Here is a 26,224-nt window from a genome sequence, read left to right on the forward strand (position 1 = left end):
CAATCGGGCAGCACAATTGGACGTATTGGCATTCGCAGTCAAACCGGGACGTGGGGGTTTGCCCATCTGACGCACCGTGCCGGGTTAAGCTTCGAAGCTGACCCCGCGCGAATCCGTCACCCATGGCCTCCCGACACGAACTCAAACGCTACCGCGCCAATCTCGCCGACGAACTCGACAGCGCCGCGCTGTACGAGACGCTCGCCCACGTCGAAAAAGATGCGGCCCGCCGCAACGTGTTCCAGCAACTCGCAGATTCTGAGCGCGAGCACGCCCAGGTATGGCTCGACAAGCTGCATGCGAATGGCATTCATGCACGACTGCCGAGGCGTAGCGTGAAAACGCATCTGATGCGCGCCCTGGTGCATACCTTCGGGCCGTCGTTCGTGCTGCCCACGCTTGCCGCCGCCGAGTATGCGGACCGCAATAAGTACGCGAATCAGCCGGATGCGGCGCGCCTGTCCGCTGAGGAGCAGCATCATGCGGACGTCGTGCAGGCGGTGGTGGAAGAGGCCCGCAACGGGGCGGTCAAGGGGAACTCGAGGGTCTACTCGAAAGACGAGCCGAAGGGCGCGCAGATCGCCAATGCCGAGGAGTGGCACAAAGGCGTGCGCTCGGGCAACGATTTACGCGCGGCCGTGCTCGGTGCGAACGACGGGCTGGTGTCGAACTTTTGTTTGATTATGGGCGTGGCGGGCGCGGGCACCGGCAACAAGGCGATTCTCTTGACGGCGTTTGCCGGCCTGATTGCAGGGGCATGCTCGATGGCGCTCGGCGAGTGGCTCTCCGTGACTAACGCACGCGAGCTGGCCCGTACGCAGATCGCCAAGGAAGCTGACGAGATCGAACATACGCCCGACGCCGAACGTCACGAACTCGCGCTAATCTATCAGGCCAAGGGGATCGAGGCCGGCGAGGCACGCCGCATCGCCAGCCAGATCATGCGCGACAAGGATAAGGCGCTCGATACCCTCACCCGCGAGGAACTCGGGCTCGATCCGGCTGAGCTCGGCGGCAATCCATGGTCGGCGGCAGGCGTGTCGTTTTGCCTGTTTTCGCTGGGGGCGATTTTCCCGGCCATGCCGTTCTTGTGGGCGCACGGGCTGCCGGCAATTCTGCAATGCATCGGCTTGAGCGGCATTGGGTTGGCCGCAGTGGGCGTATTCACCTCGTTGTTTAACGGCCGCGGCGCGGCGTTCTCTGCGTTCCGGCAGATTGTGATCGGCCTGATTGCCGCGGCGTTTACGTTCGGCGTGGGGCGGCTGCTCGGGGTGTCGATTTCATGAAGCCTCCCTTCTCCGTTCGCGTCGAACCACTAGGACACAGCTTCGAAGCACCCGACTCGCTGACTGTTCTCGAAGCCGCCGGCTTCGCCGATCTGCGTTTGCCGCGCTCGTGCCGCAATGGAACGTGCAGGACATGTATGTGCCGGATGGTGAGCGGTACGGTCTCGTACACGATTGAATGGCCCGGATTGTCGCGGGAAGAAAAGGCGGAGGGGTGGATTCTGCCGTGCGTGGCGGTGGCGGAGTCGGATCTGGTACTCGAGGTGCCGGATGCGGTGGAGATAGGCTCAGCGCCGTGACAAACCGATGTCTAAAAAAATCCCCAGCCACCGAAACCGATGGCTGGGGTCAACTCTCTCGCGCGCACGGGACTTCAGCACGCATAGCTAATGTAGCGGCTCGCGCCCGGCAGATTAACCGCTCGGTCTGGAAGAGTCCTTTCCGAAGCGCTGCCTTCTGACCTTGATCCGGGTCATGCCCCCAACCGTCGGCCCGTGCTTTTAATGCCCCCCGTTCGAACGCTTTTACCCAAACGCAAAATAATCGTTGCAACGGCACTCTCGACGCGGCAATGCGATGTCTCGATGACCAGGTCTGGATTAGCCGGCGCCTCATAACGTGACGACACGCCCGTGAATTGTGCAATCTTGCCGATGCGCGCCTGCGCATACATGCCCTTCGGATCGCGCTGCGAGCAGACATCGGCCGAGGCTGAGATAAAGGTTTCCAGAAAGCCGTCGCCGACGATCGCGCGAGCCATCTCGCGCTGGGTTGCCAGCGGCGAAATGGTTGCCACGACCACGACATGCCCGGTCTGCTGAAACAGCTTCGCCACATGAGCGATCCGGCGCACATTCTCGATGCGGTCCAGATCCGAAAAGCCAAGATCCGAGCAAAGCCCCGTTCTAAGTGCATCGCCATCGAGCACGACCACTTTCGCGCCCTCGCTCAGCAACTGAGCCTGCAGCGCCTGCGCAATCGTGCTTTTACCGGCGCCGGGCAGCCCCGTCATCCAGATAACCGGTGCTATATCAGCGGGCATCAATCCGTCGTTTGCTTCCATGGAGTCGCATCCAATCTATTTCGGTCTAACTTTAACGTTTGCGCGCCGTTTTTCCGTCGCTATTAATAAAGCGATCTCTTTACAGAAAATTTCACGTCGCCGGGCGAGGCCGCATTGACTAACCGCAGCGTCAGGCTGGACGGGCGAGAGCACCGCATTCGTTAGTTCGCGCAAACTGAACAGTGTGTTGTCCTTTCCGGTGATTTTCTAATGCAAGCAACGTACTACACTGACGCCACTCCACCATCCCAAACACCATCATGCTGCTCGCATTCTTTATTCTGTCGCCGCTCGGCATACTCGCATTGATCGGGTTCGCGCGTCGTATCAATCCGCTCACCGGCCAGTTTACCAACGCCAAATAGGCGTAGCAGCCGCTTTAGCGCCGCGAACCGAGCGCGCGCTCGATCTTCTGGTCCGTCTTGTACTGGCTAAGCGCATACACAGACCAGATCGCCGCCGGAATCCAGCCGATCAGCGTGATCTGCAAAATCAGGCAGATGATCCCCGCCAACGGACGGCCGATCGTAAAGAACTGGAACCACGGCAGGATGATGGCAAGCAGCAGGCGCATGCAGATTTTCCTTATGACATCCGGCTGGCCTGTCTGTGTGACGCGCCGGATCAGTTGATTGGAGCGAAGCGCGGCACCTTGCCGCCTTCATGGTCGATCAGCTCGAAAAATACCGAAGCTGGACGGGTCCAGATCGTACCATTTGCGGCGCGATAGACAATCATCGTCACGCTCGGATCCGACTCCAGCGTCGCTTCGCAAATCAGTTCGTAGATTCCGCCTTTGTAGTGCTGATAGCGCACGGTTCGGGTCCTTCTGTGGTTGCCGGTTGAAGAGGTTGCAAAATGTAGCACGGCTGCATTTTTGTTCGCTTGGCGGGCAGAATTTTTTCGTGCGATAAATGGACGACCTATTTCACGGAGCAACGAATGGCCACGCTAGAAGCGTTTCGCGCCGTGCTTGACGATGAAGGCACGCCCGAAATCATCCGCAATCACATCATCGATTCACTGCAATACACGCTGCGCAATCACGGCCAGATTTTCACCTCGAAGGAAGTCGAATGGCTGGCCGTGTGGGACGACGCCCGCATTCCGCTCGCCGCGTCGCGCGAACTGAAGAAACGCATCGCCGAAACGACCCGCTAAACCGCGAGGCCGCGCGAGTTACCGGCTGACGCCGGTGCCACATGGCTCCCGCCATGCCCAGCAAGGCCGGCGGGGGCTTTTGCCGCATCAATTTTGCGCCAGGCGCCGCGCGCCTGGCAGTTTTTGCTATCCAATCCCCCCCATTTAGTGCATCATATTGGAATAGCTGTATTCCGCATTCGCAGTACCGGCAGCATTAACGGGGCTTCCCCGGGCATCTCCGCACCACCCCCGACTGTTCGACCGCCGCCTGTCGGCGATCCCGTCACTCCGGCAATGTGCAGCACGCATTCGCCGTCGCGAGTTGTGCAGCTTTTCATGCGCCTGATGTCCGCGCGACATTAGCGTGTTTCTTCTCCATCGAATCCGCGAATTTGCGCGGCTGCGCTCAAGCCCCCTGCCATCGGGCCTGTGCCACTCTTTTTCCATGGCGGCGCGCCCGAAGGTGCAGCGCTGCCGGGTCTGTTGTGCCGCGCGTAACACGCGTGACACGGCAGCCACGTAATACAGGACAAGTACTACATGAATTCAGTTGTCAAGACTTACAAAGGCTACGAAATCCATCCGCTCGTGTATCCGCGCCGTCCCGCTGACGGTACGACCAGCCGCAATCCGGACGCCGGTTATGAAGCGTCGGTGCGCATCTGCCGCGTCGGCGCCAATCCGGCTGCCGACGGCCGGGTGTTCCGCCTGCCGTATCTGTGGCCGTTCGAAGGCACGGGCAAGGCCCGCCTCGCGTGCATGGCGCACGCGGAACAGTTGATCGACGGCCGTGTAGACGGCCAGTCGGTCGCCGATCTTTGATCAGCAACCGCGCGGCAACCCCAGCCTCGCAAGGCGCGCCGTGCGCGCCGAGCTGCTTCATTTCCAGCGGATGTGCTGCCCAGCCGTCCGCCCTACCGCATTACACGCTTTGCCGTTAAGCAAAGCCCCCTTACCCCATCGACCAGGAGTTATGCATGGCGAAAGAAGAACTGCTTGAACTTGACGGTATCGTCGACGAAGTACTTCCGGATAGCCGTTACCGCGTGACGCTCGACAACGGCGTCGTGGTTGGCGCTTACGCATCCGGACGCATGCGCAAGAATCACATTCGTATTCTCGCGGGCGACCGCGTGACGCTCGAGCTGTCGGTCTACGACCTGACCAAAGGACGGATCAATTTCCGTCACAAGGACGAACGCGCCTCCGGTGGCGGCGGCGCCCGCAATACGCAGTTCCGTCGTCGTTAAAACGGCGGCAGGTTTGCCGTCGCTGTGACGGCCGCTACCCGCTAGCGTAGCTTTTCGCGCGCCTTCTCCGGCTCCAGCAATGCCAGAGCGGCGCGCAGCGGGGTCACATCTCCGCCAAGCTGCTCGCTCGCCTCAATTGCCGTTTCCAGCATTGGCCGACGCATGCGCAGCATCAATGCTTCGTCGACACGCGAACGCGGCCCTGCCAGCGTAAACGTGCCGGCAAGCCGCTGTGCCGCCGAAAACACCGGCGTCGAAATACCCGCCGTTTCCGCATCCCGCTCCCCGAGCGACAGGTAATAGCCGTCGTGACGGATCCGCTCGTACAGTTCCCCCCGCCCGCCGTCGAACGCGCTTAGCACGCGCCCGCCCGAGCCTTTGTCCATGGGCAGGACGTCGCCCTCGCGCACATGATCGCGAATCGCATGGGTCGAATCGACCCGATGCAAACAGACGCGCAGGTGCTTCTGGCGCACATAAAACGACACGCTTTCGCCGCTCTCGTCGCGCAGCCGGCGCATCAATGGCAACACCACATCGCCGAGTTGCAGACTGCGTTGATAGAGCGCGCCCAGTTGCAAGGTGGCCGGGCCGACGTAGTAGAGGCCCTCGTCCGAGCGCAGCAGCATGCGGTGATGCGTGAGCGAAGCGATCAGCCGCAGGATCGTGCTTTTGTAGAGCCCGGTGCGGGCCGCCAGCTCAGCGAGCGACACGCCTTTGTCGTTGGGGCGGAACGCAAACAGAATCGCAAAGGCTCGATCGAGCGCGGCGACGCCGTCCGGTGCGGACGATGGGCCTGCGACGGCTTCGGCGTCGTCCGGGCTAGAAGGATTGGAGGGCTTGGATGACTTGGATGACTTGGATGATCTGGAAGCGGCCATAGGCGGTGTGCAAGCGGCAAGGGGCGCCAGGCGTTATGCCTGACAGAACGCCATTTTACCCGCCCAAGCCCGGCGTGCTCCACTGCGCAGACAAAACCGCCCCGCTGCTCGAATCCGTGATGAACAGCGTGCTGTGCTGCGCGCCGCCAAACGTGACGTTGGTGATCGTGCGGCCCGCACACGATTCGAGTTTGGCGATCCCCTCGCCATGTGGATTCAGCACAAACACCGCGCCGAGCGACGCGTGCGCGACAAACAGATTGCCGCTGCGATCCATTGCCAGACCATCCGGTCCGCTTACGCCATAGAACTGCGCAAACCGTCCGACCTTGCTCGTACTGCCGTCCGCCAGCAGCGGCAAACGCCAGACAGAGTTGTCGCGCGTCATCGCGACAAACAACACCTTCTCGTCGGGGCTCAGCACGAGCCCGTTCGGACTCGGACCATTCGAGATCAGACAGTCGAGCCGGCCATCGGGACGCAAGCGGTAGACGCGTCCGGTTGGATCGTGCAGGCCAGTCTGACCCTGATCGGTAAAGTAGATATCGCCGTTGCTGGCGATGATCAGATCGTTCGGACCTTTGAAGCGCTCGCTATTGCGCCGGGCAATTACTGGGCTCACGGAGCCGTTCGTGGGATCAAGCGCGAGAATGCCGTTCTTGTAGTCCGCAATCAGCACGCGGCCATCGGGATGCCATGCCAAGCCGTTCGGCTCCCCGTCGTATTCGGCGACCACGCTCCATTGCAGTTCCGGCGAGATCCGTATGATGCGCCCATGCGGAATATCGACGAGATATAGATTGCCATGCGGATCGAAACACGGACCTTCGATAAACGAATCGACTACCGCCCCGCCCTTGTTGGCTCGCGACCATTCCGTCACTTCGTGGCGGCGCAGTGCTTGCGGCATCGTCGTATAAACCGCGGTGCCGAGCACGGGCGGCGCGGGATACCAGTTCATTGCCCGCCCTCTTCGTGTTCGAGATGGCGCGTAGCGGGCCCGGTATAGCGATAGGCCATCTGGCGCGGCATCGGCCCCTTGTTGCGCTCGCCGCGTCCGCGCTGCTCCCAGGCATGCGACAGAATACCGACCGCGCGCGACAGGCAGAAGACGCCGCGCGCCAGTTCGGGGGCGAAGCCAAGTTCGGCGTAGATCACGGCGGTGGCGCCGTCGATATTCATTGGAATCGGCTTCGACTTGCGCTCCTTGAGTAACGCTTCGATACCGCGTGCAATCGCAGCGTACCGTCCGGAGACGACACCCTGGGCCGCGGCCTCATCCACCATACCCAGCAGCCGGCCTGCACGCGGATCGACGGGATGGAAGCGGTGCCCGAAACCCGGCAGATATTTGCCGTGTTCGGCGATAAAGGTGTCGATACAGGATTCCACCGCATCCGCGAGGGCGGCTCCGTCGGCCTGTGCCTTCTCGATCGCATGGAAAATCTCGACAGCCTGCTGCCCTGCGCCGCCGTGCACATCGTCAAGCGTATTGAGCGCCGACGCCATGGCTCCGTTCAGGGGCAAGCCGCAACTGACCGCCATGCGCGATATCGCAATCGACGGCGCATGCGGGCCGTGATCGACCGACGCCACCAGCGCCGCCTCCAGCAAACGCGCCTCGCCCGCGCTCGGCAAATCGCCGCGCAACATCAGCCAGATCATCTGCGGAAAACTGATCTGGCCGATCAGTTCCTGAATCGGATAGCCGCGCACCTGGATCGAACCCGGGTGAATATCGATGATCGAGGTGCTCCAGTAATTGGCGGCAAGGGTAGCGGGGTCGAGCGGTGAATTTGTCATGATGCTCATGTCAACGATTGATGTCTTCGAGTGCCAGACCTTTGGTAGCCGGCCCCATGATGCCGATCAGCAGCATCACAAACACCATGCAACTGCTGATCATGATGAACACGCCGTTCGCGCCGAAATCACGCAGAAAAAACGCCACCAGAAAACCGGAGAAAATCGCGCTTAGACGGCTCCATGAGTAGACGAAGCCAATGGCCCGCGCACGGATCTCCGTTGGATACAGCTCCGACTGATAGGTCTGGAACGAGTAAGTCATGATGGTTAGCGCAAGGTTCATGCAGAAGCCGAACACAATCAACCCCAGCGAGCCGGTCTGATGCGCAAAGGCGAGCCCGAACACCGCAATCGCACCCGACGCGCCGACCAGACTCCATTTGCGTTCGACCTTGTCGGCAAAGTAGAAAAACAGAGTTGGCCCAAGCGGCAGCGCAATCGACATCAAAAACGAGTATTGCAAGCTATGTACGAGATTGATGCCCTTGCTCGTCAGCAATGAGGGAATCCAGTTGCTAAAGCCGTAAAAGCCAATCACCGAGACCGCGTTATAGACCGACATCATGATCGTGCGCTTCAAATACGGCGCTTTCAGGATGTCACGAAAGCGCCGCTCGACCGTGGGCACGCTATGGGTATGCGGCACAGGTGGCGGCAGCGGGCGCCGGTACTGACGCTCGACCACGCGCTCGATCTGCTGCGTCACGCGCGCCGCTTCGTCGAGACGGCCGCGCGTCACCAGCCAGCGCGGACTTTCGGGAATGCCCAGGCGAATCACCCAAACGATCGCCGCGCCCACCGCGCTCGCCAGCACGACCCAACGCCAGCCATCGAGACCGAAGGGCTGCTGCGGCACCAGCCACCACGACATCAAGGCGACCACCGGCACCGCGCAATACGGCACGATCTGCGTGATCGCAAAGGCCCGGCCGCGCAAACTCTTCGGCATTAGTTCGGCAACGTAAGTGTTGATGGTGACCATCTCGACGCCGAGTCCGATTCCCGCAAGCAGACGAAAAATATTGATGCCGAGGGCGCTTTGCTGAAACGCCATCATGATGCTGGCCGCCGTATAGGCCAGCAATGCCACCACGAAGATGCGTCGGCGGCCGAAACGGTCGGCCAGAAAACCGAGCCCCATGGTGCCAATAAACAGCCCAAGGAAGGTTGCCGCCACGAAAGCCGCGATACTGTTCATGGCAAAGATCGACGTGGACGTCTTGACGAACAGACCGCTCTCGATCAGCCCCGGCGCGATATAGCCGGTCATAAACAGATCGTAGAACTCGAAACAGCCGCCCAGCGACAGCAGAAACACGATCGTCCAGATATGCCGCGTGGCCGGCAGGCGGTCGAGCCGCGCGACAATGCCGCGCGCCTGGGTTTCCTGATCGGCGTTGTGCTCCGCAGTGCTCGCAAATCCGGCGCGCGCAACCGCGTTTGATGCTTGTCTCATGAACTCCTCTCCTCCAGTCGGGTCTCTTCGCGATGCGGGCCTAGATGACGCCGTCTTCTCGCAGCCGCGCAATCGCGCTCGCGTCAAAACCGAGACGCTGCAAATGCGCGTCCGTGTGTTCGGATAGATGCGGTGCGCGCGAAGCCGGCGCGCCATTCGATACTTCGCCGTGAGCGTCGGCAAAGCGGAAGCCGGCGCGCGTGACACGCTGGATGGTTTCGCCGTCCTGCAACTCATGGACAAATGCGCGCTCGACAAGCTGCGGCTGGCCAATCGCCTCGGGCACGCTGAGCACGAGTCCTGCCGGCACGCCGGCTGCGGTCATGCGTTGTTCCCAGTTGCTGGCGGTGTCATGGGCGAGCGCCGCTTCGATCTCCCGCTTCAGTTCGAGGCGATAGCGCTTGCGCGTATTGCGCTCGCTAAAGCGTTCGTCGTGCGGCAAATCCGGCCGGCCGATCAGTTCGCATAACGCAATAAACTGCTTGGTCTCGTTAGCGGCGATATTCAGCATGCCTTCGCCGCAGACAAAGGTTCCGGAGGGGGCAGCGGTGAAATTTTCATTGCCCATGGGCGTGGGCGTGACGCCAGCATTCAGATAGTTTGAGACCACCCAGCCCATACTGGAGAGCGTCGCCTCGAGCATCGAGACATCGATTACCCTGCCCTCGCCCGTACGCTGCGCTGCCACCACCGCCGCGCAAATCGCCAGTGCCGCGCTCATGCCGCCGACGGTGTCCGCCACCGGATAACCGACCCGCAGCGGCGCGCTATCAGCATCGCCCGTGACGCTCATCGCCCCCGACATGCCCTGGATAATCTGGTCGTAGGCTGGACGATGCGCCAGCGGGCCATCGTTGCCGAAGCCGGAAATCGCGCAGTAGACGAGGCGCGGATTGACCTCCAGGAGCGCTTGCGCGCCCAGGCCGAGCCGGTCCATTACACCGGGCCGGAAATTTTCGACCAGCACATCGGCCTCGGCCACCAGCTTGCGCAAGATGTCTTTACCCGCCTCGTGCTTCAGATTGAGCGTCAGCGATTCCTTGCCGGCATTCACTGCCACAAAGGACGCGCCCATATTGCGCGCCGAGGCTTGCGGATCGGCGCCCAAACGGCGCGCCAGATCGCCGCCGGCGGGATTCTCGATCTTGAGGACATCTGCGCCGAGTAGCGCAAGCTGATAAGTGCAAAACGGCCCCGAAAGGACGTTCGACAGATCCAACACGCGAATGCCGGAAAGCGGGAGGGAAACCATTGCGAGCCTCTTTCGAGTTGCCTTGTCGTCGTTCTATCTGATAGAACGACGTTCTATAATTTGATGAGGCGGATCGTATTCCTCGGGATTGGGCGGTGGAAATAGGGGTTAGCACTTAGCCGATAGCGTCTTGCGAACGGTTGCCGCATGCTGACTTTGTCGCTGGAGATCTCTTAATATATCCGCCAAAAGATCCGCCACGCGATCGACCACAAAACTTCTATCTATCTGTAATAAAAGGATTTTTAAGGCTATAATTTTATTGTAAGATCGACCACGAGATCCGCCACGAAAGCGACCATGAGCAGCACCGAATCGAAATACCCGTACCATGCGGTCCATCAGATGCACCCCCTGCTTCCTTCTGACCCGAAGCTCAATAGCTTGCGTCCGCTGGCGGCCGAAGTCATCGGGCAAGCCAAAGATCTGGCTGCGCACGGCATGCCGCATCTGCGCGATCTATTGCGTGAGGCGCTGCGCCCCATGAACTCGTACTACACGAACAAGATAGAAGGCCAGCACACTGAACCGCTGCTGATCGAGCAGGCGCTTCAGAAGGATTTTTCCAGCAAGCCGGCAGAAGCACGTAAGCAGCGTATCGCGGTCGCTCATATCGCCACGGAGCGTTGGGGCGAGGAAAGCTTTCCGTCCTTCGACTCCGATACGCTTTTCCAAAGCACCGTCCCGCAAGCGATTCACCGGCACCTTCACGATCAGTTGTCGGCGGAGGACCTGATCCAGATGGATGACGAGGGAAACGAGGAAACGATCACACCCGGTGTATGGCGCGACCGGGGCGTTAAGGTAGGCGTGCATATCCCTCCCGATCCGGCCACGGTGGCAAACTTTATGGAGGAATGGCATCGCGGCTATCGCTACACCCGTTCGGGCGAGACGGCGGTGATCGGCCTGATGGCGAGCCACCATAGATTGGCCTGGATTCACCCGTTTCTGGACGGCAATGGTCGTACCGCCCGCCTGCATACGCATATCGGACTCTCCGCGCTGGGCCTGACGCAAGGGTTATGGTCACCCATGCGAGGTTTTGCGCGAGAGCACGCGGCGTACTACAGCCATCTTGTGGGGGCCGACGCTCGTCGCAAGGGGGATTACGACGGCAGAGGCGTATTGAGCGAAAGCGGACTGGTGGAATTCATCACCTTCGCTATGAGTATCTGTCTGGATCAAATCGGGTTTATGGACGGCATGCTGCAAATGCAGGCGTTTGAAGCAAGGCTGGCACAGATGCTGGCGGCCGAGGCCACCAAGGAAGACACCCGCTATCTGAAAACCGAAGCAGCTCAGCCGCTTGCTTACCTCGCGACAGTCCGGTCAATGGACCGAGCCAGATTCAAAGGCATGATGGGGCTACCCGCGCGAAGCGCGGATCGCGCTTTGGCAGATCTGTTCAAGCTGGGCATTATCCGCGCCAGGACACCGAAGGGCCCCGTCGAACTCGCACTGCCCATCAGCCTGTTCCGCTATCTTTTCCCGCGCCTGTGGCCGGAGGCAGAGGCGAACACGGCTTAACCGGCCGGCTGCGATTCATTTCATCGCAGTCGCGAACACGCCATGACCGGCGCTCGCTGGTCACGCGCCATTTCTGTGCGCCCCATATGTCGCGCACCGCTACCGTGCATTCCAACAGGCCGCGCGCCGGGTGCGAAGCCACTACCGCATAGGTGTCGCAACAATTCATCCGGATGGCATACAGCTTGCTTAAAGGTCGATCTGCTCCCCAGCCATCGCAAAGCCAAGCGCGCGAAGAGCTTCTAAAACCGACGCCAACCTCCCGATGCCGCTGCCCCCAAGCGAACCATGCTGCGTGTATTGCTCGTAACCGACACAGACAAGCCGATAGGCGATCTACGCGACGCCCTCGCGCGGCTCGGCTACGACATGCTGGCCGGTACGGCGACCTCGCAGGCGCTCCACCGCAGGGTCGAAAGCGAGCGGCCCGATGTGATCATCATCGACACCGAATCGCCCTCACGCGATACGCTCGAACAACTGGCGGTAATGAACGCGACCGCGCCGCGTCCCGTGCTAATGTTCAGCAACGACAGCAACCAGCAACTGATTCGTGACGCTGTGGGCGCAGGCGTCACCGCGTATCTGGTCGAGGGCCTCGCCTCCGAAAAGCTCGCGCCGATCCTCGAAGTGGCACTAGCCCGCTTTGCCCAGGAGACGCAACTACGCGAACGGCTCGCCCAGGTCGAAAACGAACTGGCCGAGCGCAAACTGATCGATCGCGCCAAACGTCTGCTAATGGATCAGGAAAAGCTGGCCGAACCCGCCGCTTATGCGAGCCTGCGTAAGCGTGCGATGAACCAGGGCGTCAAGCTCGCCGAAGTCGCGCGCCAGATTGTGATGGCCGCCGATTTGCCAAAATAAAGCGTGGCCCATGAACCAGCCTGCTCCCCTTATCCCACCCTCCACGCCGATGCCGCTTGAAAAAACGCATCTGCGGCTCGGCTTTGTCTCGCTTGCCGACGCAGCGCCGCTCGTCGCTGCCAAGCTGCTCGAATTCGGACATGCACATGGCCTGACCCTGGAGCTATCGCGTCAGCCGTCATGGGCCGCGCTGCGCGACAAACTGCTGGCCGGCGAACTGGATGCAGCTCACGCGTTATACGGTCTCCCATACGGCGTGCAGCTCGGCCTTGGCGGTCCGCAAACGGATATGGCCGTGCTGATGGTGCTCAACCGCAATGGCCAGGCCATTACGCTGTCGAACCGTCTGGCCGATGCGCTGACCGAACACCAAACGCTGCCGCGGGCGCTGGCGACGCTTGGCCGCAAGCCGGTCTTCGCGCAGACCTTCCCAACCGGCACCCATGCCATGTGGCTGTACTACTGGCTAGCATCGCAAGGCGTGCATCCGCTGCGCGATATCGAAAGCGTAGTGATCCCGCCACCGCATATGGTCGCAGCGCTGGCGGAAGACCGGCTCGATGGACTGTGCGTCGGCGAACCGTGGAATGCCGCAGCGCAAGCGCGTGGCATCGGCCGCACAATCGCCTATAGCAGCGAAATCTGGCCGGATCATCCAGAGAAGGTCCTCGCCTGCCGGCGCGACTTTGTGAACCAGCATCCCCACACCGCGCAAGCGTTGGTGCAAACCATGCTCGAAGCCTGCCGCTGGCTCGACGGCGAAGGACATCGCAACGAGATTGCGCGTTGGCTGGTGCGCCCGGAATTTATCGGCATTGATGAAGCGTTGATCGCGCGGCGCCTGACCCGCGACAGCACATCGCTCGCCCCCAATCGGCTGCCCGTGCGGTTCTTCGAAGAAGGCACGGTGAACTATCCGCGCCCCGACGACGGCGTATGGTTTCTGACCCAATACGAGCGCTGGGGGATGATCGAGCATCGCAACGACTATCGCGAGATTGCTGCGGCGATCAATCAGACCGGGCTGTATCGCGACGCGGCAAGCCACATCGGCATTGCGATTCCGGCTGAAACGGTCTCGCAGGTTTTGATCGATGGCCGGGTATGGGACGGTAGCGATCCGGACGGATATGCAGCAGGGTTCCAGATCCGCGCGTAACGCGGCGAACCGAAGCCACGCCACAATAAAAAAGCGCGGAGCGCATGCAGGACCCGGCGGCCCAACACACGCCCCGCTACATGGAGACACTACATGGAGACTCTCTTACACCTCAGTGCGACGCGATATACGACTTCACGGCCGGCAGCCCCGGCTTGCCATCGATCGTCGTGACACCCGCCAGCCACTGATCCAGCACTTGCGGATTGGCCTTTAGCCAGTCGAGCGCCGCCTGGTTTGCGTCGGTCTTGTTCATGATCGGCACCATCACATGGTTTTCGATTGCGGTGGTGAACTGCAGATTCGACACCAGCTTCGCCGCATTCGGGCAGCGCGCCGCGTAGTCAGGCGGCGTCGCCGTAAATACCTTCGCTTCGCCGTAGTTCGGCCCAAATACATCGTCGCCACCGGCCAGATAATCGATCTTCATCTGGACATTCATCGGATGCGGTTCCCAGCCGAGAAACACGATCCATTGCTTTTCGCGGACTGCGCGATTGACTTCGACCAGCATGCCCGCCTCGCTCGATTCGACCAGCTTGAATTTTCCAAGGCCAAACTGATTGCCATCGATCATTTTCTTGATCAGCGCATTGCCGTCATTGCCTGGCTCGATACCGTAGATCTTGCCGTTGAGTTTGTCCGCGTACTTCTGGATATCGGCAAAATTCTTCAGGCCGCCGTTATACACATAGTCCGGCACCGCCAGCGTGTATTTCGCGCCGGTCAGATTCGGCGTCGCCAGCACCTTGATCGTGCCGGCCTTGACGAATGGCGTGATGATCGGGTCCATGGTCGGCGCCCAGTAGCCAAGAAACACATCGATCTGCTTGCTTTTGATCCCCGCAAAGGTAATCGGCACCGAGGCAATCGTCTTGGTGGGGTGGTAACCCAGGCCTTCGAACACCGTCGAGGCGAGCCCGGTGGTCGCTGCGATATCGGTCCAGCCCACATCGGCAAATCGCACATCGCGGCACACAGCCGGATCCGCGGCGTGAGCCATTGCGCTTGCCAGCCCGAGTACGCAGGCCGCTACCATGCACTTTCTATTCATTTCCGTTCTCTCCACGCTTGTTGTTGACTTAATTCGGTTGACGACGCTCCACACTCGGTGCATGGCCGAACTGCGCCCGGTATGCCTTGCTGAAATGACACGGCGAGTGAAAACCGCATACCGTTGTCACGCGCGCAATGGATGCATCGGTCGTGCGCAGCAGGTCGCGGGCACGGCGCAGACGCAGCGTCAGGTAATAATGCGTCGGCGAGACGCTGAGATAGACCTTGAACATGCGCTGCAAATGGCGCTGCGAAAGCTGCACGAGGCGCGCCAGTTCCTCCAGCGACAGCGGCTCTTCGATATTCGCCTCCATCAGGCGCACCACCTCGATCAGCTCAGCGCGAGAAAAACCCACTCGGGCATCGACAGGAATGGGTTGCGGATCGCTCGCGCTGCGAATCCGCTCCAGAATAAATTGTTCGGATACCTGAGCAGCCAGGCTTTGACCTAGACGGCTCTCCACCAGATTGAGCATCAGATCGAGCGGCGCCGTGCCGCCGGTGCAGGTCAGACGGTCGCGGTCGATGACAAACAGCTCGTCCGCGAAATGCACGCGCGGGAATTCCTTATGCAACGCCGACAGATCCTCCCAATGCACGGTACAGCGGTAATCGTCGAGCAGCCCCGCCGACATCAACGCATAAGCCCCTGTGCAGATTCCGCCGAGCGGTACGCCCTGCTGCGCCACATCGCCGAGCAAGGTCTTGATGTCCGAATCGACCACGCTGCGAATCTGCGTGCCGCCACAGACGATCAGCACATCGGGCATCCCCGCCTCTTCCAGCGTGCGGGTCGGCTTGACCGTCATGCCGTTGCTGGCGCGCGCGGCGACGCCATCCGGCGTCAGCACCGACCAGCGGTAATGCTGTGCACGGCCCACATAGTTGGCCATGCGCAAGACTTCGATCGCACTGGTAAAGGCGATCATCGAAAAACTGGGCAGCGTCAGAAAACCGAAATGCGCAAGACTCGACAATGGCGCGCTAAGGCGGGGCGAGCGGGCCAATTCAGTCGTAGCAAACGTCACGTCGCGCTCCATGATGCTCAGGGTGAGTTGTTCCATCGCGAGGGCCCGAGGGCCTTCGCGATGCACGAGTTACATTTGAGCTAACCAAGGTTTCTGTATTCGGGTGCGAAGAATCAGCTTTGTACGGCAGGCTGTTCGCGGCGCACCCGCATGACATTGCGCAAACCCGCGAAACGCGGCGCGATTGCGGTGCCCGGCGAGCGGCCAAAGCTTTCGGTGATACGGTCCAGAATGATCGCCAGCAACACCACGGAAAGACCGCTCTCGAAGCCGAGCCCGATATCGAGGCGCTGGATACTCGCCAGCACGTCGTTACCAAGACCGCCTGCGCCAACCATCGAGGCGATAATCACCATCGAGAGCGCCATCATGATGGTCTGATTGACGCCCTGCATGATCGACGGCAGCGCGTTTGGAAACTGCACCTTATAGAGCAGTTGCCACGGCGTACAGCCGAACGCCTGGCCTGCTTCGACAATCTCGCGGTTGACATGACGGATACCGAGGCTCGTCAGGCGCACGGCCGGCGGCATCGCAAAGATCACGGTAGAGAGAATCCCCGGCACGCGCCCGAGACCAAACAGCATCGCTGCCGGGATCAGATAGACAAAGGCGGGCATGGTCTGCATCAGATCGAGAATCGGCCGTACCACCATTGCCACATGCTTGTTTTTGGCGGTCCAGATACCGAGTGGAATGCCGAACAGCAGACTGATCAAGGTGGAGGACAACGTGAGGCCGAGCGTAATCACCGTCTCGTCCCAGAAGCCGGTCGCGTAGATCAGCAAAAGCGCGAGCGTCGTAAAGAACGCAAAACGCCAGCCCACCCGCCACAGGCCGATACCGATAAAGAAGGCCATCAACGCCCACATCGGAATCGCCTGCAGGCCATGTTCGATCAGCGCGGCAAAGCTCTCGATGGTTTTACCGATTGCGTCGAAGGTATTCGCGTCGTGATCGAGCAGATAGTGAACGGAATCATCGACCCAGCGGCCGAGCGGGATCATCTCAGACATGGGAACCTCGATTGCGCGTAAGAATCTTCAGGACAGCCGCTTTGTTGACAGAGCCGCAATAGCGTTCATCGTCATCGACCACCGGCAGCGCGGTCGCATTCGCGCAAACGCGCGACACCACATGCTCCAGCGATGCGCCCAGCGAAATACACTCCACCTTGCGCAGATCCGGCGCGGCGTTGCCGATTGCATCGCGGGTCACGAAACCGCGAATCCGTCGTTCGGCATCGAGCACGAACGCGTATTCGGCGCTGCCGTTGAGCGATGCCGCGACGCTCGTTTGATCCAGATTGCGCACCAGGGGGATATCGTTGGTCTGCATCAGATCACCGGCGGTCAGATAGCGGCTCGTATCCACACCTTCGAAAAACGCCCGCACATAATCGTCGGCCGGGTTGCTGATAATTTCCTGCGGCGTGCCGATCTGCACCACCCGGCCACCTTCCATAATCGCAATCCGGTTGCCGATGCGCAGCGCCTCTTCGAGATCGTGCGAGACGAACATGATCGTGCGGCGCTGGTTCTTTTGCAGTTCCAGCAGCACGTTCTGCATTTCCTTGCGCTTGAGCGGATCGAGCGCGGAGAACGCTTCATCCATAATCATCAGCGACGGGTTGACGGCCAGCGCACGCGCCAGGCCGACGCGCTGCTGCATGCCGCCTGACAATTCGGCCGGCAGCTTCTGTGCGAAGTTTGCGAGCCCAACCTGTTCAAGCACGCCGAGCGCGCGCTTTTCGCGTTCCTTGCGGCCCACCCCGGCCACTTCGAGGCCGAATGCCGCGTTCGAGAGTACCGTGCGTTGCGGCATTAGCGCAAACGACTGGAACACCATGCTCATATCGGTGCGGCGCAGCGAGGTCAGCTCGGAGCGGCGCACGGCAGCAATATCGCGGCCATCGACCAGCACCTTGCCTGCGGTCGGCTCGACCAGCCGGTTGATCAGGCGGATCAGCGTCGACTTGCCGGAACCCGACAGGCCCATCAGCACGAAAATCTCTCCTTCCTGCACGTCGAAGGAGACGTTATGAACGCCGACGATGTGGCCGGTTTTTGCCTGCACTTCGTCCTTGGTGGAACCGCTAGCCAGCATATCGAGCGCCAGCTTGGGATTGGCTCCGAAAACCTTACATAATCCTTCGACTACGACCTTGGGGGAATTCATTGAGTCAATCTCCTCGTGGTGCAGGCGCCGGCCCGCACTGTCTGCCTACATAGTTGCCAGAAAAAACCCCGATAGGCCGACTAATTGCGACAGACGCTTGCGGAAATGCGACACGTCTGGAAAAGCACGGGCGTTAGCGGGAGGCTGGAAGCCTTGCTGGGCGGGGGATTGAGGCGATGGTGCAATGCGTCGTGGCTAGTTTGCCGATGTCGCGTATTGGATGGTGGGTGTCCGAATGGGGATGCTGGGATGGGCGGTGGCAGGTTGGTCGTCGAGCCTTTGACTAGCGGGTGGTAGTTGCCGGCTGGAGCGGACCCAGGTTCGGATCGACTCCAGCCTGCCACCCTCACTCGCCCGCCACCTGCTCACTCGAAGCAAGCGCCGGCCCGCCAGCCTGGCTCCACCCGCCCCCCAGCGACCGGTACAACGCCACCGCAGCCAGCGCATGCTCGCGCTTCGCCTGATTCAGCGAATCGGAGTCCTGCAGATAAGTCTGCTGCGCGGACAGCACATCGAGGAAGTCCGTCGCACCGCCCTTATACAACTGGTTGGCCAGCTTGAGCGACTGGTCCGACGCGCCCAATGCATCGGTCAGCTTTTGCGTCGACGCTGTAGTACTGACCAGATCGCTGCGGGTATCTTCCACATCCTTGAGCGCCTGCAGCATCGTCTCCTGCAGGTTCAGTTGCGATTCGCGCATTTTGCTTTCGCTCTGCTGGATATCGGCCGTGATCCGCCCCGCGTTGAAAATCGGGCTGGTGGCGTTCAACGCCGCGCTAAACAGGTTATCGGTCAGCGTAGGCAAGCCAAGATACGAAGCGGCCAGCAAGCCGTCACTCAGATTGAGCGTGAACTTCGGATAACGCTCCGCCCGCGATACACCCACTTCGGCGGCACGCTGTTCAACCGTTGCGTAGGCCACCAGCACATCCGGGCGGCGCAACAGCGCTTCGGACGGCAAGGTCTCGGGCGCCGCGCCTTCCGGATTGGGAATCGGGCCAGGCGTTGCCAGAACCAGCTTATCCACCGATTCGGGCGTGCGACCCGAATACACGGCAATCAAGCTCAGTTCGTGCTGAATCGTCGATTGCGCACGCGGGATCCGCGCCTGCAGCTCATCCAGCTGGTTTTGCGCACGCGCCACATCAAGTTGCGTCGATAACCCATACTTCAGACGCTCCTGAGTAAGCTGCAATGCGCGCTGCCGGATTACCTGGTTATCCTGCAGAATCTGCAACTCCGACTGCGCCCAGCGCAAATCGACATAGGCGGATGCGGTATTGGCCGCGAGCGCGAGCCTCAGCGCATCCTCGGCATGCCGTTGCCCGACCAGTTGCGCCTGGGCCGCCAGCAGATCGAGCCGCTCGCCGCCGAACACATCGGGCGACCAGTTCAGTGCGAGGCCCACACCGCCCTGCTTCACATAGCCGAGCGGCGGCGGCGTATTGATGCGGCTATCCGCAGCGTTAGCCGTCGCATCGAGTTCAGGCAGCAGCACCGCGTGCTTTTGCGTGGTGATGGCCTGCGCCTGCTTGACGCGCTCCGCGGCCGCCTGCAGATCGAGGTTGCCGGTCAGCACCGAATCCACCAGTTGATCGAGCACCGGATCGCCGAACTGCGACCACCAGGTCTTCGCGTCCACGGCGTCCTGCGGCGCCTCAACGCTCCAGTTGACCGGCGCGACGGTTTTGACGGTGGCCGGCAGGTCGGAATGGGCGGCAGGCTGGACCGCACATGCGGCCACCGAAAGACTAGCCAGAATGGCTATCAAATGCTTTTTCATGATTGGCCTCAATGTGCGTCCGGCGGTGGCGCGGCGCTAGAGATAGGTTGGGAAAAGATAAGACTGGCTATCGCGACCACGAAACACAGCGACAGCACATAGAACGTGTCGGAGTAAGTCAGCACCAATGCTTCGCGCATCACCAGTGCGTGAAGGTTGGCAAGCCCGGATTGGGTTGCATTCAATACGTCCCCGGCCACCGCTGACCAATGCGTGGTCTGCTCCGACAACACGGACTCCACTTGCGGACGGCCGACGGTGACGCTTTCGTTGAGCCGCAGATAGTGGAAATTGAGGCGGTCGTTAAGCATCGTCGCGCTGACCGCGATACCGATCGCCCCACCGAGATTACGCATCAGGTTAAACAGGCCGCTGGCCGATTTCAGCCGCGACTGCGGCAGCGAGCCAAGCGCCATGGTCACGATCGGCGGCACCGCGAACTGTTGACCGATGCCGCGCAGCGCTTGCGGCAGGAGCAATTGCTGCCAGCCCCAATCGTTAGTCAGTGGCGTGTACAGGTAACAGCCCAGTCCGAAGCAGATCAGACCGAACAGCAACAGCACTCGCATGCTGAAAAATCGCGTAGCAACAGCGTAGACACACAACGCGAGCAGTTGGAATACGCCAACCGACAGCAAGGCGATGCCAATCTGCAGCGAGCTAAAGCCCCGCACCTGACTCAGGAACAACGGCGTGAGGAAAACCGCCACAAAAATTCCGATCCCCGTGATGAACGACAGCAAGCTACCGATGCCAAAATTTCTTACTTTCAGCGCGCGCAGATCCACGATCGGGTCCCCGGTCGTCAGCGCATGGACGATGAAGAGAAAGCCGCAGATCGCGGAGATCCACGTACAGGTAACGATGATGTGATCGCCAAACCAGTTCTTGCGCGGGCCTTCTTCGAGCACATACTCGAGGCAGCCGAGAAATCCGCACATCAACAGGATACCCAGGTAATCTCCCTTCTTGAGCAGCGACAGGTCGGGCTTGTCGATATTCACGTACTTCGGCACCAAAGCCGCAACGACCACACCCGGCACAAGGTTCAGGTAAAACAGCCAGTGCCACGACCATTGATCCGTGATCCAGCCGCCAATCACTGGGCCGATGGCGGGCGCCAGCGACGCAAGCGCACCGATGGTGGTAGACGCAACGAGCCGTTGCTTGCCGGGAAACAGCACGAATGCGGTGGTAAAGACGGTGGGAATCATCGCGGCGCCCATCGCGCCCTGCAGGCCGCGAAACAGGATCATCGAATTGATATCCCAGGCGATGCCGCACAGCATGCTGGTCACGGTAAAGCCCACGGCCGAGGCGACGAATAGCCAGCGCGTCGAAAACACTTTGGAAAGCCAGCCCGACATCGGAATCACGAGAATTTCCGCGATCAGATAAGCCGTCTGGACCCATGACAACTCATCCTGACTCGCAGAGAGCCCGCCACCAATATCCCTCAGTGAGGACGCGACGATCTGGATATCCAGGGTTGCCATAAAAAATCCCAGACACATGAGTGCGAATGCAAACACGCGTTGCTGCATGGGCTGGGACGCAGGATCGAGCGGATGAGCGCTTGTCATGATGTTGGCCCTGTCTGCTCAATGACCGCTCGACGCTTGCGAGCCGTCGGCCAGATGTACTTCGACCGTCGCCGACAGGCCAGGGCGCAATACGCTCTCCATGCCGCGCGGCACATTCAGGCGAATCCGCACCGGTACGCGCTGCACGATCTTGGTGAAGTTGCCGGTAGCGTTCTCGGGCGGCAGCACACTAAAGGTGGCGCCCGTGGCAGGCGCAAGGCTTTCGACATAACCATGCAACGGCAGGCTAGAGGCATCGAGCGCGACGTCGGCCTTGTCGCCGATCTGCATCTTCTTGAGCTGGTCTTCCTTGAAGTTCGCGTCCACCCAGAGATCGGTGGACGGCACCACCGTCAGCAGCGGTGCGCCGATATTCGCCAGCATGCCAACCCGCGCCGTGCGGTTGCCGATATAGCCGTCGACCGGCGAGCGAATCGTCGTGTACTCGACGTTCAATTGCGCGACCCGTTGCTCTGCCAGCGCGGTATTGACGCGTGCCTGGGCGTCGGCGATCTGCGCACCGAGCACATCGAGTTCGCGTTGCGCGGCCTGCACCGCTGCGCTGTTGCTCTGTACGGCTGCCTGCGCCTTGGAGAAATCGGCATCGGCCCGTTCCACAATCTGGTTGGAGACGGCATCGTCCTTGACCAGTTCGCGGTAACGCGTCTGGTCTTCGGCGCTGCGCGTCAGTTCCGCCGAGGAGGCCCGCACCTCCGCCTGGTGCTGGTTGATCACCGCGGCCTGCAAGGTCTGTTTGGCTTGCAACTCCACCACGGCGGCGCGAGCGCTATCCACCTCCGCGTTGGCCTGAGCCAGTTTCGCGTCGTAGTCGCGCGCATCGAGCCGGATCAACACCTGGTTCGCACTGACGTGCTGGTTGTCCTGCACCAGGATGTCACTGATAAAGCCGGTAACCTTCGGCGCCATCACCGTGACGTTGCCGCCGACATAGGCGTCGTCGGTAGATTGCTCGAAGCGCAAGACAAGGACCCAGTAGGCCGCTGCGGCGGCCAGCACCACCGCCACAGCGCCGTAGGCGAGGCGCATCCACGGAATGCGGCCACCCTTTGATACTTTCGCAGACGGCTCAGGAACGGCGGAGACGGACGTTGAAGGAGTCGACATGATTTCACCTGTGTATATGCACTACATTAAATAAAGAGCTGCGTGAGCGATGCGGGCCACTGGCCCAATCTTTCCTTAAGCCTTTGAAACCTCGCGCGTGACACGGAACAGCTCGCGTCGCAGACTGGCCGCCCGCTGCGGCCCGAACTTGCGCTCAAATTCGTTCTGAGCCGCCAGCCAATACGCCATCGCCCGATCCAGTCTGGCGTGGCCGCTTGCCGTCAGCCCCAACTGAAGACGCCGCGTACCTGCCCCACCCGCTTCGTTGGCGACCAGCCCATTACGCAGCAAGGGCCTGAGTGCCCGCACTAGCGTGGTCCGATCCATCACCATGGCCTGCGCCAGCTCGAGCATCGTCAGATTCGCGCCGCGCCGTAGTGCCCCGAGAATGCTGAACTGAGTCGGCGTGAGATCGGCTTCCGACAAATGGCGTTCGTAAAGCTGGGAAATATGCCGGGCGGCCTGACGAATCGCGAAGCAATCGTCGTTTTCGGGTGAGTTTGTGTGCATGTGCACAGAGTAGTGACGCCGCCTCTCTGGATCAATCTCGCGGGCACATCTCATTGTTGCGACCGCGACAAGAGTTGCGGCTAGCGAGGGGCTTTAGCAGGAAGGTCCGGCTCAGACGTCGTGGGCCGACCGGCCAATCATCAGACCTGTCACCTGCGCTTCGACCCGGGCGACGCTTTGGCAGGGGGCGCCTTTGCGGACGCCGTGTCAGCGGGCGCCGTGTCAGCGGGGGCCGTGTCAGCGGGGGCCGCCCTGGCAGGCGCTGCCTTTGCAGGGACCGCGTTTGTCGACGCCGCGTTCGCGGTCGACACTTCGGCAAAGAACTCCGCCGCGTGCTCAACAAAGGCTTTTACCTTGGCCGGCAGTAGCGTGCGCGTGTTGTACGCGAGCCGGAGCTCGAGCGTCGCATCGATCACTTCGAATTCTTCGAGAATGGCGACCAGCCTGCCGCTCGCCAGTTCGCCCTGGGCAAGCGCCGCCGGCACCGTGCCGATGCCAAATCCCTCCAGCAACATTTCGCGGTTGAATACCGCGTTATTCGAAGCGATGTCGTACTTGAGCGGCACGACCAGGTCCTCGTTGCCGAGCCGGAAGGTCAACTGGGGTTTGCGAAACGCCGGTGAGAACACCACGAACGTATGTTCGGCCAGTTCGGACGGATGGGTCGGCCGTGAATGCCGTTGCAGATACGCCGGGCTCGCGACCATCACCAGGGCCATGCGCTCCAGAAGTCGCGTGACAACCGTGTCGGAGCTCAGCATAAAGGGCAGCACGATGCCGAGATCGTAGCCGTCCGCCACCAGGTCGACGGGCCGCTCCGTGAGCGTCACGTCGAGGTTCACCTTGGGATGCTTGTGCTTGAAGGTGGAAATCAGCGGCACCAGCCGGTTGACGGTGGCCGTGGTGTGCGCGACAAGGCGCAGCACCCCGCTCGGCTCGAGCGTCTGCGCCGAGGCGTCCGCTTCGAGCGCTTCCAGGTCGTCCAGAATTCGCGCGCAGCCTTCATAGAAACGTTCTGCTGCCTCGGTAAGCGAGACTTGCCGCGTGGTCCGGTTAAACAGACGGCTGCCGAGACGGCGCTCGAGTCCAGCGATGGAGCGTGACACGATCGGCGTGGTCAGGCCGAGCATATCGGCCGCGCGCGTAAAGCTGCGTGCCTCGACGACGGCGCGGAACACCCGCAGACTCTCCAGATAATCCATACGGCACCTCGTAGTGGGCTCGACGACGAGCGGTTGGCGGCCGGGTTCGTGGACCCGCGCCGCCGAATGCTGGACTGAGCGTCTGGAGATTACCGCAAAGTTGCTCCGGAATTAAGCCATCCCGTTCGCGGCGGCGGGGGCAACCACCGCCTTGAGTTTCGCGCCGTGTCACACCGCCGAGCGCACCCCATACCGCGCCGCCGGTTGGCTGCGCGACAGGTTCGGGCCCAACGCCGCACGCGCCGCCTCGAACGCCTCCCAGTCCGCCGCGTCGGGCAGCGACGGAACCGTCGCGAATTCGCCCAGATCGAGACCGGCAAGCGCCGCATCGACAAGATCGTCGGCGCTCATCACGATACCCTGCGGCAGGTTTTCCACGGGCTGACCGGCGATGTCCCAGAACTCGGTGCGGGTCGCGCCAGGCAGCACGGCTTGCACGCGGATGCCCTTGCCGCCGAGTTCGTGATGCAACGACTGGCTAAACGCCAGCACGAATGCCTTGGTGCCGCCGTAGACACCGTTCAGCACTTCCGGCGCCACCGCCACGATCGACGCGATATTGATAATGGTGCCCTTGCCGCGCGCCACAAACACCGGGGCAATGGCATAGCTCAGCCGCGTCAGCGCCGTGACATTCAGCTCGATCATGGCTTCCATCTTGTCGACATCGGAAACCAGCAGCGGTCCGGCGCCGCCGATGCCGGCATTGTTCACCAGCATGGTGATGCTCGAATCGGTCCGCAGAATGTCTTCGACGCGCCGTACATCGGCCTTGAGCCCGAGGTCGGCGGGGACCACTTCCACCGAACGGCCGGTCGCGGAGGTCAGCCGGTTGGCAAGCGCGTCGAGGCGCTCGCGGTTGCGGGCGACCAGAATCAGATCGTAGCCGCGGCGGGCCAGGCGGTCGGCATAGACTGCGCCGATCCCCGAAGAAGCACCGGTAATGAGGGCCGTGCCCTTATGTGTCGTGTCGTTCATCAGATTTCTCCAGTTGCGCCGACCCATGTCGGTCTGCATGAAACGCAGCGTAAGCGCATAATGGGATGTCTCCAATGTCATAGATGCCACTTTTTAGGCCATGACTGGAACATTACCCTTCTCCTCCCCAGGACACCGTCATGTTGCGGATCGGAATTGCGCTCTATCCCGGCTTCCAGGTAATCAACCTCGCCGTTACCACCGTATTCGAGTTTGCCAATATCACGGCTGGCAAAGCGCTGTATGAGGTCGTCCTGCTTTCCGAGCATGGCGGGCCGGTGCGCTCATCGGGCGGGTTTTCCGTGGAAACCCAGCCGTTCGACGACAGCCGTTTCGATACGGTGCTGGTGGTGGGAGATAACGAGGTGATCGAACCGAGTAGCGGGCTGATCGCGTTTCTGCAACGCTCGGCTCAGACCTGCCGGCGGATCGGCGCAACCTGCACGGGGGCGTTCAATCTGGCGCAAGCCGGGCTGCTCGACGGCCGCCGCGCCACCACGCACTGGTTCTTCGCGGCCCGCTTACGGGCGGCCTATCCGGCTGTGAAGCTGGAGGAAGATCGGATCTTTATTATCGATGGGCCCGTGTGGACTTCCGCGGGTATGAGCGCGTGTATCGACCTCGCGCTCGCGTTGGTCGAAAAGGACACCGGCGCCGAAGTTGCGCGCTCGGTGGCGAAGAAGCTGGTCGTCTACCACCGCCGGGCGGGAGGCCAGTCGCAGTTTTCCGCGCTGCTCGAACTGGAACCGCGCTCGGACCGCATCCAGACTGCTCTCGCCTATGCGAAGAACAATCTGCATACCGAATTATCGGTGGAGCAGCTTGCCGAGGCCGCGCATTTGAGCCCACGTCAATTCAGCCGGGCGTTCCGCGCGGAAACGGGCCAGTCGCCCGCCAAGGCGGTCGAACATCTGCGTATCGAGGCGGCGCGTCTGATGCTGGAGTCGGGGCTGCATCCCATCGAAATCGTCGCACGGGATACCGGCTTCGGGGATCGCGAGCGGATGCGGCGCGCTTTTTTGCGTGCGTTTGGGCAGCCGCCGCAGGTGATCAGGCGGGCGGCACGCGGTGGCGACCAGGAGCGGGCTTAG

Annotated in this window: 27 protein-coding genes; 9 read left to right on the forward strand and 18 right to left on the reverse strand. The window is 61.3% G+C overall.

All coding sequences use genetic code 11. The features are described 5' to 3' along the window. Window positions 1–122 precede the first annotated feature (122 nt). Window positions 123–1,286, forward strand: a complete 1,164-nt coding sequence (locus BLQ92_RS19670; RefSeq protein ID WP_090686207.1) for a VIT1/CCC1 transporter family protein — start codon at window positions 123–125, stop codon at window positions 1,284–1,286. Next, a complete protein-coding gene (locus BLQ92_RS19675; RefSeq protein WP_090686208.1) occupies window positions 1,283–1,585 on the forward strand; it encodes a 2Fe-2S iron-sulfur cluster-binding protein in 303 nt (100 codons plus the stop codon). Before BLQ92_RS19670 ends, BLQ92_RS19675 begins: the two co-directional genes overlap by 4 nt. 173 nt (window positions 1,586–1,758) lie before the next feature. Here the strand turns inward: BLQ92_RS19675 and cysC are convergent, their stop codons facing one another. The 3 genes from cysC to BLQ92_RS19690 form a co-directional block, all read right to left on the reverse strand. After that, a complete protein-coding gene (cysC, locus tag BLQ92_RS19680; protein ID WP_175772962.1) occupies window positions 1,759–2,349 on the reverse strand; it encodes an adenylyl-sulfate kinase in 591 nt (196 codons plus the stop codon). Window positions 2,350–2,728: 379 nt separating this feature from the next. Further along, entirely contained in the window at window positions 2,729–2,923 is a 195-nt protein-coding gene (locus tag BLQ92_RS19685; RefSeq protein ID WP_090686209.1) for a YqaE/Pmp3 family membrane protein, read from the reverse strand. Between the two features lie 50 nt (window positions 2,924–2,973). Beyond that, a complete protein-coding gene (locus BLQ92_RS19690; protein WP_090686210.1) occupies window positions 2,974–3,165 on the reverse strand; it encodes a DUF1653 domain-containing protein in 192 nt (63 codons plus the stop codon). A 126-nt stretch (window positions 3,166–3,291) separates the two neighbouring features. On the opposite strand from BLQ92_RS19690, the gene BLQ92_RS19695 reads away from it, so the two are divergent. The 3 genes from BLQ92_RS19695 (at window position 3,292) to infA (ending at window position 4,742) form a co-directional block, all read left to right on the forward strand. Then, on the forward strand, window positions 3,292–3,510 hold the full coding sequence (locus tag BLQ92_RS19695) for a hypothetical protein (protein WP_090686211.1): 219 nt from the start codon (window positions 3,292–3,294) through the stop codon (window positions 3,508–3,510). A gap of 522 nt (window positions 3,511–4,032) precedes the next feature. Then, window positions 4,033–4,314: a hypothetical protein gene (locus tag BLQ92_RS19700; protein ID WP_090686212.1), complete on the forward strand. Its 282-nt coding sequence runs from the start codon at window positions 4,033–4,035 to the stop codon at window positions 4,312–4,314. A 155-nt stretch (window positions 4,315–4,469) separates the two neighbouring features. Continuing rightward, window positions 4,470–4,742, forward strand: coding sequence for a translation initiation factor IF-1 (gene infA, locus BLQ92_RS19705; RefSeq protein WP_042325066.1), 273 nt, complete (start codon window positions 4,470–4,472; stop codon window positions 4,740–4,742). A gap of 41 nt (window positions 4,743–4,783) precedes the next feature. Here the strand turns inward: infA and BLQ92_RS19710 are convergent, their stop codons facing one another. The 5 genes from BLQ92_RS19710 to BLQ92_RS19730 are packed head-to-tail and all read right to left on the reverse strand — an operon-like array spanning window position 4,784 to window position 10,137. After that, the gene (locus tag BLQ92_RS19710; RefSeq protein WP_090686213.1) at window positions 4,784–5,623 is read right to left on the reverse strand and encodes an IclR family transcriptional regulator; all 840 of its coding nucleotides are present in this window, start codon (window positions 5,621–5,623) and stop codon (window positions 4,784–4,786) included. A gap of 55 nt (window positions 5,624–5,678) precedes the next feature. Further along, entirely contained in the window at window positions 5,679–6,584 is a 906-nt protein-coding gene (locus BLQ92_RS19715) for an SMP-30/gluconolactonase/LRE family protein (protein WP_090686214.1), read from the reverse strand. Beyond that, window positions 6,581–7,426, reverse strand: coding sequence for a citryl-CoA lyase (locus BLQ92_RS19720; protein ID WP_090686304.1), 846 nt, complete (start codon window positions 7,424–7,426; stop codon window positions 6,581–6,583). Before BLQ92_RS19720 ends, BLQ92_RS19715 begins: the two co-directional genes overlap by 4 nt. Window positions 7,427–7,436: 10 nt before the next feature. Beyond that, window positions 7,437–8,885, reverse strand: a complete 1,449-nt coding sequence (locus tag BLQ92_RS19725) for an MFS transporter (protein WP_090686215.1) — start codon at window positions 8,883–8,885, stop codon at window positions 7,437–7,439. Between the two features lie 40 nt (window positions 8,886–8,925). After that, window positions 8,926–10,137, reverse strand: a complete 1,212-nt coding sequence (locus BLQ92_RS19730) for a CaiB/BaiF CoA transferase family protein (RefSeq protein WP_090686216.1) — start codon at window positions 10,135–10,137, stop codon at window positions 8,926–8,928. 300 nt (window positions 10,138–10,437) lie between these two features. On the opposite strand from BLQ92_RS19730, the gene BLQ92_RS19735 reads away from it, so the two are divergent. The 3 genes from BLQ92_RS19735 (at window position 10,438) to BLQ92_RS19745 (ending at window position 13,690) form a co-directional block, all read left to right on the forward strand. Continuing rightward, entirely contained in the window at window positions 10,438–11,667 is a 1,230-nt protein-coding gene (locus BLQ92_RS19735) for a Fic family protein (protein WP_090686217.1), read from the forward strand. 288 nt (window positions 11,668–11,955) lie between these two features. Continuing rightward, window positions 11,956–12,531 (forward strand): ANTAR domain-containing response regulator, encoded by a 576-nt coding sequence (locus BLQ92_RS19740; protein ID WP_090686218.1) that lies wholly within the window; start codon window positions 11,956–11,958, stop codon window positions 12,529–12,531. A 10-nt stretch (window positions 12,532–12,541) separates the two neighbouring features. Then, complete coding sequence (locus BLQ92_RS19745; RefSeq protein WP_090686219.1) at window positions 12,542–13,690, forward strand: CmpA/NrtA family ABC transporter substrate-binding protein; 1,149 nt, start codon at window positions 12,542–12,544, stop codon at window positions 13,688–13,690. 112 nt (window positions 13,691–13,802) lie between these two features. On the opposite strand, the gene BLQ92_RS19750 is transcribed toward BLQ92_RS19745, so the two are convergent. The 10 genes from BLQ92_RS19750 to BLQ92_RS19795 all read right to left on the reverse strand — a co-directional run bounded on the left by BLQ92_RS19750 (window position 13,803) and on the right by BLQ92_RS19795 (window position 25,133). Beyond that, window positions 13,803–14,744: a choline ABC transporter substrate-binding protein gene (locus BLQ92_RS19750; protein ID WP_090686220.1), complete on the reverse strand. Its 942-nt coding sequence runs from the start codon at window positions 14,742–14,744 to the stop codon at window positions 13,803–13,805. 28 nt (window positions 14,745–14,772) lie between these two features. Continuing rightward, entirely contained in the window at window positions 14,773–15,786 is a 1,014-nt protein-coding gene (locus BLQ92_RS19755) for a GlxA family transcriptional regulator (protein ID WP_090686305.1), read from the reverse strand. 101 nt (window positions 15,787–15,887) lie between these two features. Then, complete coding sequence (gene choW, locus BLQ92_RS19760) at window positions 15,888–16,790, reverse strand: choline ABC transporter permease subunit (RefSeq protein WP_090686221.1); 903 nt, start codon at window positions 16,788–16,790, stop codon at window positions 15,888–15,890. Then, entirely contained in the window at window positions 16,783–17,952 is a 1,170-nt protein-coding gene (locus BLQ92_RS19765; RefSeq protein WP_090686222.1) for a quaternary amine ABC transporter ATP-binding protein, read from the reverse strand. Before BLQ92_RS19765 ends, choW begins: the two co-directional genes overlap by 8 nt. 346 nt (window positions 17,953–18,298) lie before the next feature. Continuing rightward, a complete protein-coding gene (locus BLQ92_RS19770; protein WP_090686223.1) occupies window positions 18,299–19,735 on the reverse strand; it encodes an efflux transporter outer membrane subunit in 1,437 nt (478 codons plus the stop codon). A gap of 8 nt (window positions 19,736–19,743) precedes the next feature. Then, window positions 19,744–21,318, reverse strand: coding sequence for a DHA2 family efflux MFS transporter permease subunit (locus BLQ92_RS19775; RefSeq protein WP_090686224.1), 1,575 nt, complete (start codon window positions 21,316–21,318; stop codon window positions 19,744–19,746). A gap of 18 nt (window positions 21,319–21,336) precedes the next feature. Beyond that, window positions 21,337–22,443, reverse strand: coding sequence for an HlyD family secretion protein (locus BLQ92_RS19780; RefSeq protein ID WP_090686225.1), 1,107 nt, complete (start codon window positions 22,441–22,443; stop codon window positions 21,337–21,339). A 75-nt stretch (window positions 22,444–22,518) separates the two neighbouring features. Further along, window positions 22,519–22,953 carry a MarR family winged helix-turn-helix transcriptional regulator gene (locus BLQ92_RS19785; RefSeq protein ID WP_175772963.1) on the reverse strand — a complete coding sequence of 145 codons (435 nt, stop codon included), beginning with the start codon at window positions 22,951–22,953 and terminating at the stop codon, window positions 22,519–22,521. A 149-nt stretch (window positions 22,954–23,102) separates the two neighbouring features. After that, window positions 23,103–24,155, reverse strand: coding sequence for a LysR family transcriptional regulator (locus BLQ92_RS19790; protein WP_090686227.1), 1,053 nt, complete (start codon window positions 24,153–24,155; stop codon window positions 23,103–23,105). A 168-nt stretch (window positions 24,156–24,323) separates the two neighbouring features. Beyond that, window positions 24,324–25,133, reverse strand: coding sequence for an SDR family NAD(P)-dependent oxidoreductase (locus BLQ92_RS19795; protein WP_090686228.1), 810 nt, complete (start codon window positions 25,131–25,133; stop codon window positions 24,324–24,326). 140 nt (window positions 25,134–25,273) lie between these two features. Between BLQ92_RS19795 and BLQ92_RS19800 the strand changes: the two genes are divergently transcribed. Further along, window positions 25,274–26,224, forward strand: a complete 951-nt coding sequence (locus tag BLQ92_RS19800; protein ID WP_090686229.1) for a GlxA family transcriptional regulator — start codon at window positions 25,274–25,276, stop codon at window positions 26,222–26,224.

It is taken from the genome of Paraburkholderia phenazinium (assembly GCF_900100735.1).
Lineage (GTDB): Bacteria > Pseudomonadota > Gammaproteobacteria > Burkholderiales > Burkholderiaceae > Paraburkholderia > Paraburkholderia phenazinia.

Bases quoted from the DNA above. Each gene is read 5' to 3' on its own strand.
- BLQ92_RS19715 (WP_090686214.1), bottom strand. From the start codon at position 6,584: ATGAACTGGTATCCCGCGCCGCCCGTGCTCGGCACCGCGGTTTATACG.
- BLQ92_RS19710 (WP_090686213.1), bottom strand. From the start codon at position 5,623: ATGGCCGCTTCCAGATCATCCAAGTCATCCAAGTCATCCAAGCCCTCC.
- BLQ92_RS19740 (WP_090686218.1), top strand. From the start codon at position 11,956: ATGCTGCGTGTATTGCTCGTAACCGACACAGACAAGCCGATAGGCGAT.
- BLQ92_RS19765 (WP_090686222.1), bottom strand. From the start codon at position 17,952: ATGAATTCCCCCAAGGTCGTAGTCGAAGGATTATGTAAGGTTTTCGGA.
- BLQ92_RS19735 (WP_090686217.1), top strand. From the start codon at position 10,438: ATGAGCAGCACCGAATCGAAATACCCGTACCATGCGGTCCATCAGATG.
- BLQ92_RS19800 (WP_090686229.1), top strand. From the start codon at position 25,274: ATGTTGCGGATCGGAATTGCGCTCTATCCCGGCTTCCAGGTAATCAAC.
- BLQ92_RS19795 (WP_090686228.1), bottom strand. From the start codon at position 25,133: ATGAACGACACGACACATAAGGGCACGGCCCTCATTACCGGTGCTTCT.
- BLQ92_RS19725 (WP_090686215.1), bottom strand. From the start codon at position 8,885: ATGAGACAAGCATCAAACGCGGTTGCGCGCGCCGGATTTGCGAGCACT.
- BLQ92_RS19695 (WP_090686211.1), top strand. From the start codon at position 3,292: ATGGCCACGCTAGAAGCGTTTCGCGCCGTGCTTGACGATGAAGGCACG.
- infA (WP_042325066.1), top strand. From the start codon at position 4,470: ATGGCGAAAGAAGAACTGCTTGAACTTGACGGTATCGTCGACGAAGTA.
- BLQ92_RS19675 (WP_090686208.1), top strand. From the start codon at position 1,283: ATGAAGCCTCCCTTCTCCGTTCGCGTCGAACCACTAGGACACAGCTTC.
- BLQ92_RS19700 (WP_090686212.1), top strand. From the start codon at position 4,033: ATGAATTCAGTTGTCAAGACTTACAAAGGCTACGAAATCCATCCGCTC.
- BLQ92_RS19770 (WP_090686223.1), bottom strand. From the start codon at position 19,735: ATGAAAAAGCATTTGATAGCCATTCTGGCTAGTCTTTCGGTGGCCGCA.
- BLQ92_RS19785 (WP_175772963.1), bottom strand. From the start codon at position 22,953: ATGCACACAAACTCACCCGAAAACGACGATTGCTTCGCGATTCGTCAG.
- BLQ92_RS19780 (WP_090686225.1), bottom strand. From the start codon at position 22,443: ATGTCGACTCCTTCAACGTCCGTCTCCGCCGTTCCTGAGCCGTCTGCG.
- BLQ92_RS19775 (WP_090686224.1), bottom strand. From the start codon at position 21,318: ATGACAAGCGCTCATCCGCTCGATCCTGCGTCCCAGCCCATGCAGCAA.
- BLQ92_RS19745 (WP_090686219.1), top strand. From the start codon at position 12,542: ATGAACCAGCCTGCTCCCCTTATCCCACCCTCCACGCCGATGCCGCTT.
- BLQ92_RS19750 (WP_090686220.1), bottom strand. From the start codon at position 14,744: ATGAATAGAAAGTGCATGGTAGCGGCCTGCGTACTCGGGCTGGCAAGC.
- choW (WP_090686221.1), bottom strand. From the start codon at position 16,790: ATGTCTGAGATGATCCCGCTCGGCCGCTGGGTCGATGATTCCGTTCAC.
- BLQ92_RS19685 (WP_090686209.1), bottom strand. From the start codon at position 2,923: ATGCGCCTGCTGCTTGCCATCATCCTGCCGTGGTTCCAGTTCTTTACG.
- BLQ92_RS19755 (WP_090686305.1), bottom strand. From the start codon at position 15,786: ATGGAGCGCGACGTGACGTTTGCTACGACTGAATTGGCCCGCTCGCCC.
- cysC (WP_175772962.1), bottom strand. From the start codon at position 2,349: ATGGAAGCAAACGACGGATTGATGCCCGCTGATATAGCACCGGTTATC.
- BLQ92_RS19790 (WP_090686227.1), bottom strand. From the start codon at position 24,155: ATGGATTATCTGGAGAGTCTGCGGGTGTTCCGCGCCGTCGTCGAGGCA.
- BLQ92_RS19670 (WP_090686207.1), top strand. From the start codon at position 123: ATGGCCTCCCGACACGAACTCAAACGCTACCGCGCCAATCTCGCCGAC.
- BLQ92_RS19730 (WP_090686216.1), bottom strand. From the start codon at position 10,137: ATGGTTTCCCTCCCGCTTTCCGGCATTCGCGTGTTGGATCTGTCGAAC.
- BLQ92_RS19720 (WP_090686304.1), bottom strand. From the start codon at position 7,426: ATGACAAATTCACCGCTCGACCCCGCTACCCTTGCCGCCAATTACTGG.